Raw genomic sequence first — 15116 nt, 5'->3', positions numbered from 1 at the left:
ATCAAGACCTATGGCTGCCAGATGAACGTCTACGATTCACAGCGCATGGGCGATGCGCTGGCCGCCGACGGCTATACCGCGACCGATGCCATCGACGAGGCCGATCTGGTGCTGCTCAACACCTGCCATATCAGGGAGAAGGCGGCGGAAAAGGTCTATTCCGAGCTCGGCCGCATCCGTGACATGAAGGCCGAGCGGGCCAGTGCCGGCCGTGAACTGCTGATCGGCGTCGCCGGCTGCGTGGCGCAGGCCGAAGGCGCGGAGATCATCAGGCGGTCGCCGGCCGTCGACCTGGTCATCGGGCCGCAGACCTATCACCGTCTGCCCGACGTGCTGGCGAGAGTCCGCGGCGGCGAAAAGATCGTCGAGACCGACTACGCCATCGAGGACAAGTTCGAGCATCTGCCGCAGCCGAAGCGCGCCGAGGTGATCAAGCGCGGTGTCACCGCCTTCCTCACGGTGCAGGAAGGTTGCGATAAATTCTGCACCTTCTGCGTCGTGCCCTATACGCGCGGCTCGGAAGTGTCGCGGCCGGTGGCGCAGATCGTCGCGGAGGCCGAGCGCCTGGCCGAGGCCGGCGTACGCGAGGTGACGCTGCTCGGCCAGAACGTCAATGCCTGGCACGGCCAGGGCGACAACGGCGAGGAATGGGGCCTTGGCCGCCTGCTGTTCCGTCTCGCCGAAATCCCCGGACTGGCGCGGTTGCGCTACACCACCAGCCATCCGCGCGACATGGACGACGAGCTGATCGCGGCCCACCGAGACCTGCCGTCGCTGATGCCGTATCTGCATCTGCCGGTGCAATCCGGCTCCGACCGCATCCTCAAGGCGATGAATCGCAGGCATACCGCCAGGGATTATCTGGCATTGCTCGACCGCATCCGCGCCGCGCGCCCTGATATCGCGTTGTCAGGCGACTTCATCGTCGGCTTCCCCGGCGAGACGGACGCGGATTTCGAGGCGACCATGGAACTGGTGCGTCAGGTGAACTACGCCTCGGCCTTTTCGTTCAAATATTCGCCGCGTCCGGGCACGCCGGGAGCCGAAATGCCCGATCACGTGCCGGAAACGATCAAGGACGAGCGCTTGCAGCGCCTGCAGGCACTGCTCCTGAAACAGCAGCAGGATTTCGGCTTGAGCCTTGTCGGCAGCACCATCGGCACGCTGATCGAGAAGCCCGGCCGCCAGGCTGGCCAGAAGGTCGGCCGCTCACCTTGGCTGCAGCCCGTTATTGTTGATGAAAAGGCCGGCGAAATCGGTGACATTATCCAGGTGCGAATCACGACGACGGGCTACAACAGCCTGTTCGCCGAGTTGGCCTGATGCCTGTCGCTCAAAAGTGCCCGCAGTTTTGGGACAACGACATGCATAGCCACAAGCCTCGGCAGATGAGGAGAGACGGTTGAGCGCAGCAGAGCTGAAGAACCTGCCCCCGGTACCGGCATCTGGGGCTTCTGACATGGCGCACATCGTTCTGACTTTCGACAACAACAAGCTTGCCAGCGCCCTTTACGGTCAGTTCGACGAGAACCTCGCCCGGCTCGAGCAGAAGCTCGGCGTCGACATCCGCTCGCGCGGCAACCAGTTGACCATCAAGGGGTCGGCTTCGGCCGCCGAACAGGCACGCCGCGCCTTGGACAACCTCTACGGGATTCTGCAGAAAGGCGTCGATATCGGCCAGTCCGATGTCGACGGCGCCGTGCGCATGGCGGTCGCCGCCGACGATCAGCTGACGCTGCCGACGCTGGAGCGCAAGGGCAAGGTTTCCGCCGCCCAGATCGCCACCCGCAAGAAGACGATCTATGCCCGCTCGCTCAACCAGGACGCCTATATGCGGGCGCTGGAGCGGTCGGAACTGGTGTTCGGCATCGGTCCGGCCGGTACCGGCAAGACCTATCTGGCGGTGGCGCACGCGGCGATGCTGCTCGAGCGCGGCATGGTCGAGCGCATCATCCTGTCGCGGCCGGCCGTCGAGGCCGGCGAACGGCTGGGCTTCCTGCCGGGCGACATGAAGGAGAAGGTCGATCCGTATCTGCGGCCGCTCTACGACGCGCTTTACGACATGATGCCCGCCGACAAGGTCGAGCGCGCCATTGCCGCGGAAGTGATCGAAATCGCGCCGCTCGCCTTCATGCGAGGCCGCACGCTGGCGCATGCCGCCGTCATCCTCGACGAGGCGCAGAACACCACGCCGATGCAGATGAAGATGTTCTTGACGCGTCTTGGCGAGAACTCGCGCATGATCGTCACCGGCGATCCGACCCAGATAGACCTTCCTCCGAGCACCAAATCGGGTCTGGTCGAGGCCTTGCGTGTCCTCGACGGGGTGGCCGGCGCGGTCACCGTGCGCTTCAACGATGTCGATGTCGTGCGCCATCCGCTGGTGGCGGAAATCGTTCGGGCCTATGACCGTGACGCCAAGCTGGCGCGCGGCCTGGGCGCCGAGAATTGATTTTGACGATGCAGGTTCATGCCTGAGGACAATTTATCCGGCGACGGGGCTGCTCTCGTCGATATCGATATATCGGTCGAAGCGGGCGATTGGCCCGATGAGGCCAGCCTGAAGCGGCTGGTCGATCGTGCGGCTGACGCTGCTTTTACAGAGACCGGCGTGACGGGTCGTTCCGAACTCAGCGTCGTTTTTTCCGACGATGCCCATATCCAGACCCTCAATGCCGGCTGGCGCGGCAAGGACAAACCCACCAACGTCTTGTCTTTCCCGGCTTTTCCGTTTGTAGAAGGGGGGCCATTGCCGCCGATGCTAGGCGATATCGTGCTCGCCGCCGAGACGGTTTCGCGCGAAGCGGCACTGGAAGACAAGCCCGTGCGGAACCATATCACCCATCTGGTCATCCACGGCCTGCTGCATTTGCTGGGCTACGATCACGAGACCGATACCGAGGCCGAGGAGATGGAGGCCATCGAACGCGCGGCGCTCGCAAGGCTTGCCATTCCCGATCCCTACGCGTAACTACATCTGATAATTGACCGGACGACGATGAACGACAAACCAGAGACTGCCGCCCGCCCCGACGCCGGCAGTGCGACCAAGGCTTCCGATACGTCGGAAGAGGGGTCAGGTCCGAGTACCGTTACCCCTGGTGTTGCCAACACCGGCAGCGCCGCCAGCGAAGCTTCGCCTGCCGGACCCTCCTTGTTCGACCGCGTTCTGGGCCTGTTCAGGCAACGCAACGGCACCAGCCTGCGTGAGGAAATCGCCGGCGCGCTGGCCGAGACGGCGAGTGACGCGGAATCGTTCTCGCCTGGCGAGCGCGCCATGCTCAACAACATATTGCGGCTGCGAGAGGTGCGCGTCGAGGACGTCATGGTGCCGCGCGCCGACATCGAGGCGGTCGAGATCACGACGACGCTCGGCGATCTGCTGGGCACTTTTGAACAATCCGGCCATTCCCGCATGCCGGTCTATTCCGAGACGCTCGATGATCCACGCGGCATGGTTCATATTCGCGACGTGCTGGCCCACATCACCAAGCTTGCGCGCGTCAAGAAGGGCCGCGCGACCAGGAAAGCCCCCGTCGCCACGCAGCTGGACCTCGCCCAGGTCGACCTCGCGCGGACCATCGGCGAGCTCAATCTGATCCGCCAGGTTCTCTTCGTGCCGCCGTCGATGCTTGCTTCCGACCTGATGGGCCGCATGCAGACGACACGCACGCAGATGGCGCTGGTCATCGATGAATATGGCGGTACGGATGGGCTTGTCTCGCTCGAGGACATTGTCGAGATGGTCGTCGGCGACATCGAGGACGAGCATGACGACGACGAGCCGATGATCACCCAGGCCGGTGACGGCGTCTTCATCGTCGACGGCAAGGCTGAGATCGACGAGGTCGCCAAGATGATCGGCGAGGATTTCGCCGCCGGCGAACATGGCGAATATGTCGACACCATCGGCGGCATGATCTTCAACACGCTTGGCCGCGTGCCGGCGCGCGGCGAGGTGGTGCAGGCCATTCCTGGCTTTGAGTTCCACGTCCTCGATGCCGATCCGCGCCGCGTCAAGCGCGTGCGCATCGTGCAGAGCCAGAAGGGCGAGCGCCGCCGGCGCGCCACGGCGCGCACCGAGCAGGCCTGAGCGGCCCGCTCCCCCGATGACGATCGACGATCCGTTCAAGCACGCGAGCCTTGGGTCCGGTGTCTTCTACAGGGATCCTCGCGCGGCGCTGACGTGGCTGGAGGCGGCTTTCGGCTTCGAGCGCAGCATGATGATCAGCGATGCCGAGGGAAAGCTCGTCCACGCCGAGATGCGGTTCGGCGAGTGCACCGTCATCGTCGATTCCGAATGGGTCGACTATGTCGCGAGCCCGGCCTCGGTCTCGGGCAAGAATACGCAGTCGGTCTATGTCAGGCTCAAGGATGGCCTGGACGCCCATTGCAAGCAGGCACGGACGGCCGGTGCCGACATAATCCAGGAGCCGGCGGACCAGTTCTACGGCGAACGCCAATATCGGGCCCGCGATCCCGAGGGTCATGTCTGGACCTTCTCACAGCCCATCCGTCGTGTGTCTCGCGAAGAGGCCGAGTTGTTGAGCGGTCTGCGCATCGACGGCTGGCACCGGTAGAGCGGCGATCGAGATAGCGCGGCCGACAGGCGTTTGGAGCGCGGACCGCGGCCTGTTAAATCTTGCGTCCTGATTCGCGCGACTCGGAAGTTTGCATGGAGCGCCTGGCCGGCCGGATAATTCTGCTTTGGGGTTGGCGCCGTGCGCTCGTGGCGTTTGTCGCCGGGGCGTTGGCGGTTTTGGGTCAGGCGCCCTACGATTTCTTCGCCGCCTGCTTCATCTCCTTTCCGCTGCTGGTATGGCTGCTCGACGGCGCCACCGGCGAGGCCTCTGGCAGCCTTTTCAAGCGCCTGCGGCCGGCCTTCGCCGTCGGCTGGTGGTTCGGCTTCGGCTATTTCCTTGCCGGTCTCTGGTGGATCGGCTCGGCGCTGCTGGTCGAGGCCGACGATTTTGCCTGGGCGCTGCCCTTCGCCGTGGTCGGCATTCCCTTCGCGCTCGCCTTTTTCTACGGGTTCGCAACGATGGTCGCCCGGCTCTTGTGGAGCAGCGATATCGGCCGCATCGCAGCCCTTGCCTTTGGTTTCGGGCTGGCGGAGTGGCTGCGTGGCTTCCTGTTCACCGGTTTTCCCTGGAATGCCATCGGTTACGCTGCAATGCCCGTGCCTCTTCTGATGCAGAGCGTCTCGGTGACCGGCATGATCGGCATGAACGTGCTTGCGGTGTTTCTCTTTTCGTTGCCGGCGCTGCTGGCGGCTCGCCGGCATCTTCGCCTGGGCGCAGCGCTGTTCGTCCTGCTTGCAGCGGCGCATGTCGGCTTCGGTTATGTCAGGCTCGCCGCTCCTGAAAAGCCGGCGGAGCGCAGCCTGGAAGTCCGCATTGTCCAGCCTGCCGTCGATCTCAGTGAAAAGTGGGACGCCTCGGTGCGCGACCGCATCTTCGCCACCTTGCTTGGCCTGTCCGCCAAGGCGCCGGACCCCGGTCATGGTAAGCCACAGCTCATTCTCTGGCCCGAAACCTCGGTGCCGTTCCTCTTCACCGAACGCCCGGACGCATTGACGGCGCTGGGCGACATGCTGGCCGATGGCCAGATGCTGATCGCCGGCGTCGTTCGCGAGGAAGGCGGCTCGGCGGCCGGCGCCGACAGCCGCTATTATAATTCCGTGGTGGCGATCAACGACAAGGGCGAAATCGCCGACGCCGTCGACAAGGTCCATCTCGTGCCCTTTGGCGAGTATCTGCCTTTCGCCGACCTGCTCAACCGCTTCGGTATCGCCCAGCTTGTCGCCGGACCGGTGACTTTTGCCGCCGGCAACGAGCGTCATGCCATCACCCTGCCGGGCGGCATCCGCGCGCTGCCATTTATCTGTTATGAGGTGATCTTTCCCGATCTTGTGGCTGTTGACGCTACGTCAGCGCAGCTTATTGTGAACGTTACCAATGATGCCTGGTTCGGGGACACGCCGGGACCGTATCAGCATTTCAGGCAGGCTCAGATTCGCGCGGTGGAGAACGGATTGCCCTTGCTGCGTGCTGCCAACAACGGCATCTCGGCCGTGGTCGATCCACGTGGACGCATCGTCGATGCGCTGGCAATCGACGCGCGCGGAGCCATCGATGTGACGGTACCGATTTCGGGACAGACGGTCGTTTCTTCGGGCCAGCGGCGCATTAACGGAATGCTGATCATGTTGCTGTTTGCGCTTGTGGGAGCGTTGTTGAACGTAAGGCAAAGGCTACGGGTGAATTGACAGTCGACACATTAGAAACTCATACTGTATCGCCTGAAAATTTCTCGAAGCTGGTGGATCGTTCTGTTGGGGCAGTCGCCTCCGGCTTTTTTTGGGCGGGAAAAAATCACAAAGCCGAAAAAATTCGGCGAGGAAAAAATGACAGAAGAAAACAAGAAGAAACCCAATCCCATCGACATCCACGTTGGAAGCCGCGTCCGGCTTCGCCGCAATATGCTCGGAATGAGCCAGGAAAAGCTGGGCGAAAATCTCGGCATCACATTTCAACAGATCCAGAAATATGAAAAAGGCACCAATCGCGTCGGCGCCAGCCGGCTGCAGGCGATCGCCTCCATACTCGGCGTGCCCGTCGCCTTCTTTTTCGAGGATGCGCCAGGCCAGGAGGCGGCGGCCGGCCGTGGCTTTTCGGAGGATGCCTCGATGGCTTTCGCCGTCGAGTTCTGCGGCAGTCCCGAAGGCCTTCAGCTCAACCGGGCCTTCGTCAAGATCGCTGACGTCAAGGTGCGCCGCAGGATTATCGACCTGGTGAAGTCGCTCGCCGCGGATGATCTCGACTGATCCTCGATGCGCCTCGATCCGGCGGCATTTGCCGCCGGTGGCACAAGATACCGACATCGACAGTCGTGCCAGAATAGCGGCAACGCTTGACGAGCGGCGCTTTGCCCCGCTAACACGTGGCGCGCCAAAATCGGCAGCCTGCCGATCGTTTTTCAAGAGGGGACACCCGTGACGCGGCAGAATTACTTCTTTACCTCGGAATCCGTTGCCGAGGGCCATCCCGACAAGGTCTGTGACCGGATCTCCGACGAGATTGTCGATCTGGTCTACCGTGAAGCCAAGAAGACCGGCATGGACCCGTGGAAGGTCCGTGTGGCCTGCGAGACGCTCGCGACCACCAACCGTGTCGTCATCGCCGGCGAAGTGCGCGTTCCCGAGACGCTGCTGAAGAGGGACAAGGCCGGCAATGTCCTCAAGGACGCGGCCGGACATTCGATCATCAACCCGGCCAAGTTCAAGTCGGTTGCTCGCAAGGCGATTCGCGAGATCGGCTATGAACAGGCCGGCTTCCACTGGAAGACCGCCAAGATCGAGGTCCTGTTGCATGGCCAGTCGCCCGACATCGGCCAGGGCGTCGACAACGCCGCCGACCGTCAGGGCGAGGAAGGTGCCGGCGACCAGGGCATCATGTTCGGCTATGCCTGCCGCGAGACGCCGGACCTGATGCCGGCGCCGATCTACTACAGCCATAAAATCCTCGAACTTCTGGCCGCCGCCCGTCACGAAAACAACGGCGAGGCCGGCAAGCTCGGGCCGGACGCCAAGAGCCAGGTCACTGTCCGCTACATCGACGGCAAGGCCGCCGAGGCAACGCAGATCGTGCTGTCGACCCAACATCTCGACGCGACCTGGGACTCAAAGAAGGTGCGCAAGGTCGTGGAACCCTACATCCGCGAGGCGCTTGGCGATCTCAAGATCGCCGACGATTGCATGTGGTACATCAACCCGACCGGTAAATTCGTCATCGGCGGCCCGGATGGCGACGCCGGCCTCACCGGCCGCAAGATCATCGTCGATACCTATGGCGGTGCTGCCCCCCACGGCGGCGGCGCCTTCTCCGGCAAGGATACCACCAAGGTCGATCGTTCGGCCGCTTATGCGGCGCGCTACCTGGCCAAGAATGTCGTGGCGGCGAAGCTTGCCGACCGCTGCACCATCCAGCTTTCCTACGCCATCGGCGTTGCCCAGCCTCTGTCGATCTATGTCGACCTGCACGGCACCGGCAAGGTCGACGAGGCAAGGCTCGAGGACGCGCTGCGCAACGTGATGGACCTGTCGCCGTCGGGCATCCGCCGTCATCTCGACCTCAACAAGCCGATCTACGCCAAGACGTCGTCCTACGGCCATTTCGGCCGCAAGGCCGGCCGTGACGGGTCTTTCTCCTGGGAGAAGACCGATCTCGCCAAGGCGCTCAAGGATGCTGTCGCGGCCTAAGGCCACGACAGACCGCCACCAGATGAGCCCGCAAGACAGGCCAGGCCGCGCGACCGAAGCGTTCTTCGGTCGCCGGCGCGGCAAGCCGGTGCGCCCGCAGCAGGCGGCGGCGCTGGAAAGCGGGCTTGGCGCCTATGGGCTCGATCTGAAGGCCGAGGCGCCGCCGGATCTGCGCACCCTGTTTGAGACCGACGTTTCGGCTGTCCGGCTCGAGATCGGCTTTGGCGGCGGCGAACATCTTCTTCACCGCGCCATTGAAGCGCCGACGACCGGCTTCATCGGCGTCGAGCCCTTCGTCAACGGCATGGCCAAGATGATGATGGCGGTGACGGCAAGGCCGCTAGCCAACCTGCGCGTTTTTGATGACGATGCCACGCAGTTGCTCGACTGGCTGCCGCCGGCCACGCTCGACGGCATCGATCTTCTCTATCCCGATCCGTGGCCGAAGAAGAAGCACTGGAAGCGGCGTTTCGTCAGCCCGGTCAATCTCGACCGTTTCGCCCGCGTCCTGAAGCCGGGCTCAAAATTCCGCTTCGCGTCCGACATCGATACGTATGTGAACTGGACCTTGCTGCATTGCCGGGCGCATGGCGCCTTCGCGTGGCAGGCGGCTGAAGCCGCCGATTGGCACCGCCCATATGAGGGCTGGCCGGGCACGCGTTACGAGGCGAAGGCCATTCGCCAAGGCCGTCAGCCTGCCTATCTGACCTTCGTCCGGGAATAGGCGCCTATTTCCTGAATTTTCAGAAACGGCCGATCCTGTTGAAGATGGCCGGATCCATTCCGAGCTTACGCAAATCGTCGGCCCGCGGCTTGCGGCCGGCTTCCACGGCGCGCGATGCGGCGACCGCGCTGCCAAATGTCGTGAAGAGATCGCCCAGGGCGGAAAATAATCTGCGGTTGCTCATGATCTTGTCCTCTCGCGCGCCACCGCGCGCCGCTTGTGTTCGTGTCGTGGCTAACAAATAAGAGCGCCCCGCCTCCGCTCACAGGGGGATTGCCGCATGGCGGCCATGCGCCCGGAGCAATGCTGACGCGCCAGCGCTTTTGCCGGCCCGCCACGGCGGGCTTGAAACGCCGGCCGTGTTCGTCTATATCAGCGTCAAATTCTTGGTCGGTATGACGAAGAGTGGGTCCCACCGGTCCCGCTCTTTTTTATTACCTGGCGGGTGCGTCGGACCGAAAAGTGCGAAGCGGTTTTCGGATGGTTCCGATGCGCAAACTAAAGAACATTTCGAAACGAACGACAGGCAATTGATGACTGCAACGGCAAGCGAAAGTGACGACCGCATCATCCGCGAAAGCGGCATCGATGCGCGCATTGCGCTGATCGTCCAGCCGGTGCTGCGCGGCATCGGCTTTCGCCTTGTGCGGGTGCATCTGTCCGGTCAGAACGGGTTGACGCTGCAGATCATGGCCGAACGCGAGGACGGCACCATGACCGTCGAGGATTGCGAAGAGGTCAGCCGCGCCGTGTCGCCGGCGCTCGACGTCGATGATCCGATCGAAAAGGCGTATCATCTCGAAGTGTCTTCGCCCGGCATCGACCGGCCGTTGGTGCGCAAATCGGATTTCGTGACCTGGACCGGCCATCTGGTGAAGATGGAGACATCGGTCATCGTCGCTGATCGCAAGCGCTTCAAGGGCAAGATCGCCGAGGCTGGCGAGAACGACGTCTTGATCGAGCGCGACAAGGCGGCCTATGGCGAGGAGCCGACGGTGCGGGTGCCCTATGACGCCATTGCCGATGTCAGGCTGATCCTGACCGACGATCTCATCCGCGATGCGTTGTCGAAGGACAACAGGGCGCGCAAGGAAGCCAAGAAACGCCGCGGCGAGCCGGAAGACGATATTTCCGAAGACGCCACGGAAGAACACGAACAGGAATAACGATTGAGCTGCCGGGCGCAAGCGTCTGGCAAACAGGCTCGGGAGAAAAAACATGGTTGTAAGCGCCAACAGACTCGAATTGCTGCAGATTGCCGACGCGGTCGCGCGTGAAAAGTCGATCGACAAGTCGATCGTCATCGCCGCCATGGCCGATGCGATCCAGAAGGCGGCGCGTTCGCGTTATGGTCAGGAGACCAACATCCGCGCCGACATCAACCCCAACACCGGCGAGATGAAGCTGCAGCGGCTGATGGAAGTTGTCGAAAAGGTCGACGACTATGCCACCCAGATCGCCATTTCCTCGGCCCGCGAGCGCAATCCCGACGCCCAGCTCGGCGACTTCATCGCCGAACAGCTGCCGCCGATGGATTTCGGCCGCATCGCCGCCCAGTCGGCCAAGCAGGTCATCGTGCAGAAGGTGCGCGAGGCCGAGCGTGACCGCCAGTACGACGAATACAAGGACCGCATCGGCGAGATCGTCAACGGTACCGTCAAGCGCGTCGAATACGGCAACGTCATCGTCGATCTCGGCCGTGGTGAAGCCATCATCCGCCGCGACGAGCTGATCCCGCGCGAGAACTACAAATATGGCGATCGCGTCCGCGCCTATGTTTACGACGTGCGCCGCGAGCAGCGCGGCCCGCAGATTTTCCTGTCGCGCACCCATCCGCAGTTCATGGCCAAGCTCTTCACCATGGAAGTGCCGGAAATCTATGACGGCATCATCGAGATCAAGTCAGTCGCCCGCGATCCGGGCTCGCGCGCCAAGATCGCCGTTATTTCGCGCGATTCCTCGATCGACCCGGTCGGTGCCTGCGTCGGTATGCGCGGCAGCCGCGTCCAGGCCGTCGTCGGCGAACTGCAGGGCGAGAAGATCGACATCATTCCGTGGTCGCCTTCGGCCGCCTCCTTCATCGTCAACGCGCTGCAGCCGGCGGAAGTCGCCAAGGTCGTGCTCGATGAGGACGCCGAGCGCATCGAGGTGGTGGTTCCCGACGATCAGCTGTCGCTTGCCATCGGCCGCCGCGGCCAGAACGTGCGTCTCGCCTCGCAGCTCACTGGCTGGGACATCGACATCCTGACCGAGGCCGAGGAATCCGAGCGCCGCCAGAAGGAATTCGTCGAGCGCTCGGCGCTGTTCATGGAAGCCCTGGACGTCGACGAGATGGTCGGCCAGGTGCTGGCCTCCGAAGGCTTCACCAGCGTCGAGGAAGTCGCCTATGTAGACGCCGGCGAGATCGCCTCGATCGACGGCTTCGATGACGACACCGCTTCGGAGATCCAGACCCGTGCCCGCGAATATCTCGAAAAGATCGAGGCCGAGCATGACGAGAAGCGCAAGGCGCTGGGCGTCAAGGACGAGCTGCGCGAAATCCCCGGCATCACCACCGCAATGATGGTGACGCTCGGCGAGGACGGCGTGAAGACGATCGAGGATTTCGCCGGCTATGCCGCCGACGACCTGACCGGCTGGAAGGAACGCAAGGACGGCGAGACCAAGGTCTATCCGGGCGTGCTGGCCAATCATGGTGTTTCGCGCGCCGATGCCGAGCAGATGGTGCTCAATGCCCGTCTCAAGGCCGGCTGGATTTCCGAGGACGAGCTTGCAGCCGAAGAAGCATCGGCTGACGAAGCCGTTGGTGCGTGAGGTGAAACCGCATCGCACACAACCCGCCCTTGGACGAGATGAACGATCGCACCTGCATCGTTACCCGCAAGCAGGCCGAACCGGATGAACTGATCCGGTTCGTCGTCGGCCCGGATTCGGCCGTCGTTCCCGATCTCAAGAGAAATCTGCCCGGCCGCGGTTGCTGGGTGAGTGCCGACCGCCTACATATCGACAAGGCGGCGGCGAAGAACCTTTTTGCCCGCGCCTTCAAGGCACAGGTGGTCGTGCCGCCGGATCTTGGCGGCATGGTCGATGGGCTGCTTTCCAGAAACGCTTTGGGCATGCTGGGTCTCGCCCGCAAGGCAGGTGCGATCGCGCTCGGCGCCACCAAGGTTGAGAGCGCGGTGCGCGGCGGGCTAGCGCTTTTCGTGCTTCACGCGACCGAAGCGTCGGAGGATGGCGTACGCAAGATCAGCCAGGCGCGGCGGGCGACCGTCCATATTGGCGGCCCCTCCATCCTTGCCTACAAACTTTTCTCCGAGGCCGAGTTGAGCTTGGCATTGGGGGGTACAAATGTGATACATGCTGCCGTCCTCGCGGGAGACGCGGGTAAGGCGGTCCAGAAGCGCATGGTTGCGCTCGACCGGTATCGGGGCGGTTCCCCGGACGATCTGGCAATGCTTGCGGCTGTTGCTGACGAAGATGATGCCGCAGAGGATATGGAATGAGCGATACGAAATCGGGTGACGACAATACGCTGAGTGTGACGCCGAAGAAGACCTTGACGCTGAAGCGCCCCGGTATGGAACAGGGCACTGTGCGTCAGAACTTCTCGCACGGCCGCACCAAGCAGGTCGTCGTCGAAACCAAGAAGCGCAAATTCTCGATGCCCGGCGACAAGCCGGAGCCGGTTGCCGCCCCCGTCTTCACGCCGAAGCCGGCGGCAGTCGCCGCGCCTGTCGTGCAGGAAGCGCCGAAAGCACCGCCCGCGCCACCACCGCCACCGCCGCCGGCCCCGGTCGAACGCGGCGGTATGGTGCTGAACGAACTGTCGCGCAGCGAGATGGAAGCGCGCCGCAGGGCGCTCGAGGGCTCGAAGGTCCGCGAGGTCGAAGACCGTCAGCGCGCCGCGGAAGATGCCAAGCGCCGGGCCGAGGACGAAGAGCGCCGCAAGCGTGAGCGCGAAGAATCCGCGCGCCGCCAGGCCGAGGAAGAAGCACGGCTGCAGACCGAGGCCGAATCGCGCCGTCGCGCCGAGGAAGAGGCACGCCGTCGCGCGCCGCAGGCCGCGGAACTGGCAACGGCTGACGAAGAGGAAGAGGTCAAGCCGAAGCGCACTGGCGCCGGTACCCCGGTGCGCCGTCCGATCACTGCTGAAGTGCCGCGTCCGGCCAAGCCGACCAAGGCCGAGGAAGATCGCCGCCGCGGCAAGTTGACCCTGAACACCGCGCTTTCCGACGAGGATGCGCGAGCCCGTTCGCTGTCGTCGATGCGTCGCCGCCAGGAGAAGTTCAAGCGCGCGATGCACAATGAGCCGCGCGAGAAAGTCATGCGCGAAGTGATCCTGCCCGAGACCATCACCATCCAGGAACTGGCGCAGCGCATGTCCGAACGTGCGGTCGATGTGGTCAAGTTCTTCATGAAGCAGGGCCAGATCCTGAAGCCGGGCGACGTCATCGACGCCGACACGGCCGAGCTGGTCGCCACCGAATTCGGCCACACGGTCCGCCGCGTCGCCGAGTCCGACATCGAGGAAGGCCTGTTCAACATCGCCGACAATGCCGAGGACCTGGTATCGCGTCCGCCGGTCGTGACCATCATGGGCCACGTCGACCACGGCAAGACCTCGCTGCTCGACGCCATCCGCAATGCCAATGTCGTCTCCGGCGAGGCCGGCGGCATTACCCAGCATATCGGCGCCTATCAGGTCGAGAAGAATGGTCAGAAGATCACCTTCATCGACACCCCCGGCCACGCCGCCTTCACGGCGATGCGCGCCCGCGGCGCCCAGGCCACCGACATCGCCATCCTCGTGGTGGCGGCCGACGACAGCGTCATGCCGCAGACGATCGAATCGATCAGCCACGCCAAGGCGGCCGGCGTTCCGATCATCGTGGCGATCAACAAGATCGACAAGCATGGCGCCGATCCGCAAAAGGTTCGCTCCGAACTGCTGCGCCACGAGGTCTTCGTCGAATCGATGGGCGGTGAAGTGCTCGACGTCGAAGTGTCGGCGACCAAGGGCACCAATCTCGACAAGCTGCTCGAGGCGATCCTGCTGCAGGCCGAAATCCTCGACCTGAAGGCCAATCCGGACCGTACCGCCGAAGGCGTCGTCATCGAGGCGCAGCTCGACAAGGGCCGTGGCCCCGTGGCCACCGTGCTGGTGCAGACCGGTACGCTGATGCCAGGCGACATTCTTGTCGCCGGCAACGAATGGGGTCGCGTGCGCGCGCTGGTCAACGATCGCGGCGAGCAGATCAAGGAAGCGCCGCCGGCGATGCCGGTCGAGGTGCTCGGCCTTCAGGGAACCCCGCAGGCGGGCGACCGCTTTGCCGTGGTCAACAACGAGGCCCGCGCCCGCGAGATCACCGAATATCGCCAGCGTCTGGCGCGTGAGAAGGCGGTGGCCAAGCATGCCGGCCAGCGCGGTTCGCTCGAACAGATGATGTCGCAATTGCAGACGAGCGGGCTGAAGGAATTCCCGCTGGTCATCAAGGGCGACGTGCAGGGTTCGATCGAGGCGATTAACGCGGCGCTCGACAAGCTCGGCACCGACGAGGTGCGTGCGCGCATCGTTCATGCCGGCGCCGGCGCCATCACCGAAAGCGACGTCTCGCTGGCGGAGACTTCGGGTGCTGCGATCATCGGCTTCAACGTTCGCGCCAACGTGCAGGCACGTGCCGCGGCCGCGGCCGCCGGCATCGAGATCCGCTACTACTCGATCATCTACAACCTCGTGGATGACGTGAAGGCGGCTCTGTCGGGCCTGCTGTCGCCGGAGCGTCGCGAGACCTTCATCGGCAACGCCGAGATCCTCGAGATCTTCGACATCACCAAGGTCGGCAAGATCGCCGGCTGCCGTGTCACCGAAGGCAAGGTCGAGCGTGGTGCGGGCGTACGCCTGATCCGCGACAACGTCGTTATCCACGAAGGCACGCTGAAGACGCTGAAGCGCTTCAAGGACGAGGTTTCGGAAGTTCCCGGCGGCCAGGAGTGCGGCATGGCCTTCCAGAACTACGAAGACATGCGCGTCGGCGACATCATCGAGTGCTTCCGCGTCGAGATGGTGACCCGGACACTCTGAGTTCGAGTGACTTGTCGGTTTCGGGCGGTGGTCGAAAGACCGCCGCCCCA

Annotated in this window: 14 protein-coding genes; 13 read left to right on the top strand and 1 reads right to left on the bottom strand. The window is 63.6% G+C overall.

Annotated features, from left to right (window positions below; genetic code table 11):
* The first annotated feature begins 21 nt into the window (after positions 1-21).
* The 9 genes from miaB (at position 22) to trmB (ending at position 8984) form a co-directional block, all read left to right on the top strand.
* Entirely contained in the window at positions 22-1323 is a 1302-nt protein-coding gene (gene miaB / locus EB233_RS00165) for a tRNA (N6-isopentenyl adenosine(37)-C2)-methylthiotransferase MiaB (protein WP_425487744.1), read from the top strand.
* Positions 1324-1459: 136 nt separating this feature from the next.
* Positions 1460-2452: a PhoH family protein gene (locus tag EB233_RS00160; RefSeq protein ID WP_019863063.1), complete on the top strand. Its 993-nt coding sequence runs from the start codon at positions 1460-1462 to the stop codon at positions 2450-2452.
* Between the two features lie 18 nt (positions 2453-2470).
* Positions 2471-2971: an rRNA maturation RNase YbeY gene (ybeY, locus tag EB233_RS00155; RefSeq protein ID WP_064990549.1), complete on the top strand. Its 501-nt coding sequence runs from the start codon at positions 2471-2473 to the stop codon at positions 2969-2971.
* A 27-nt stretch (positions 2972-2998) separates the two neighbouring features.
* On the top strand, positions 2999-4093 hold the full coding sequence (locus EB233_RS00150) for a hemolysin family protein (RefSeq protein WP_064990550.1): 1095 nt from the start codon (positions 2999-3001) through the stop codon (positions 4091-4093).
* Positions 4094-4109: 16 nt separating this feature from the next.
* Positions 4110-4580: a VOC family protein gene (locus EB233_RS00145; protein ID WP_064990551.1), complete on the top strand. Its 471-nt coding sequence runs from the start codon at positions 4110-4112 to the stop codon at positions 4578-4580.
* A gap of 95 nt (positions 4581-4675) precedes the next feature.
* Positions 4676-6268, top strand: coding sequence for an apolipoprotein N-acyltransferase (lnt, locus tag EB233_RS00140; protein WP_064990552.1), 1593 nt, complete (start codon positions 4676-4678; stop codon positions 6266-6268).
* A 138-nt stretch (positions 6269-6406) separates the two neighbouring features.
* Complete coding sequence (locus EB233_RS00135) at positions 6407-6826, top strand: helix-turn-helix domain-containing protein (protein ID WP_027054529.1); 420 nt, start codon at positions 6407-6409, stop codon at positions 6824-6826.
* Between the two features lie 168 nt (positions 6827-6994).
* On the top strand, positions 6995-8260 hold the full coding sequence (metK, locus tag EB233_RS00130) for a methionine adenosyltransferase (protein ID WP_064990553.1): 1266 nt from the start codon (positions 6995-6997) through the stop codon (positions 8258-8260).
* Positions 8261-8282: 22 nt separating this feature from the next.
* Positions 8283-8984, top strand: a complete 702-nt coding sequence (trmB, locus tag EB233_RS00125; RefSeq protein ID WP_064990738.1) for a tRNA (guanine(46)-N(7))-methyltransferase TrmB — start codon at positions 8283-8285, stop codon at positions 8982-8984.
* 19 nt (positions 8985-9003) lie between these two features.
* Here the strand turns inward: trmB and EB233_RS00120 are convergent, their stop codons facing one another.
* Entirely contained in the window at positions 9004-9168 is a 165-nt protein-coding gene (locus tag EB233_RS00120) for a hypothetical protein (protein WP_081294167.1), read from the bottom strand.
* A gap of 349 nt (positions 9169-9517) precedes the next feature.
* On the opposite strand from EB233_RS00120, the gene rimP reads away from it, so the two are divergent.
* Genes rimP through infB form a run of 4 tightly spaced genes read left to right on the top strand, consistent with a single transcriptional unit; the run spans position 9518 to position 15066 of the window.
* On the top strand, positions 9518-10150 hold the full coding sequence (gene rimP / locus EB233_RS00115; RefSeq protein ID WP_064990554.1) for a ribosome maturation factor RimP: 633 nt from the start codon (positions 9518-9520) through the stop codon (positions 10148-10150).
* Positions 10151-10202: 52 nt separating this feature from the next.
* Complete coding sequence (nusA, locus tag EB233_RS00110; protein ID WP_010913320.1) at positions 10203-11798, top strand: transcription termination factor NusA; 1596 nt, start codon at positions 10203-10205, stop codon at positions 11796-11798.
* A 38-nt stretch (positions 11799-11836) separates the two neighbouring features.
* On the top strand, positions 11837-12487 hold the full coding sequence (locus EB233_RS00105; protein WP_064990739.1) for an RNA-binding protein: 651 nt from the start codon (positions 11837-11839) through the stop codon (positions 12485-12487).
* Complete coding sequence (infB, locus tag EB233_RS00100; protein WP_064990555.1) at positions 12484-15066, top strand: translation initiation factor IF-2; 2583 nt, start codon at positions 12484-12486, stop codon at positions 15064-15066. The genes EB233_RS00105 and infB overlap by 4 nt, the downstream gene beginning before the upstream one ends.
* The last annotated feature ends 50 nt before the right edge of the window (positions 15067-15116 follow it).

Origin of the sequence: Mesorhizobium erdmanii, from assembly GCF_013170725.1 — a bacterium.
Taxonomy (GTDB): Bacteria; Pseudomonadota; Alphaproteobacteria; order Rhizobiales; family Rhizobiaceae; genus Mesorhizobium; species Mesorhizobium erdmanii.
This window is presented reverse-complemented; position numbering and strand designations above follow the sequence as displayed.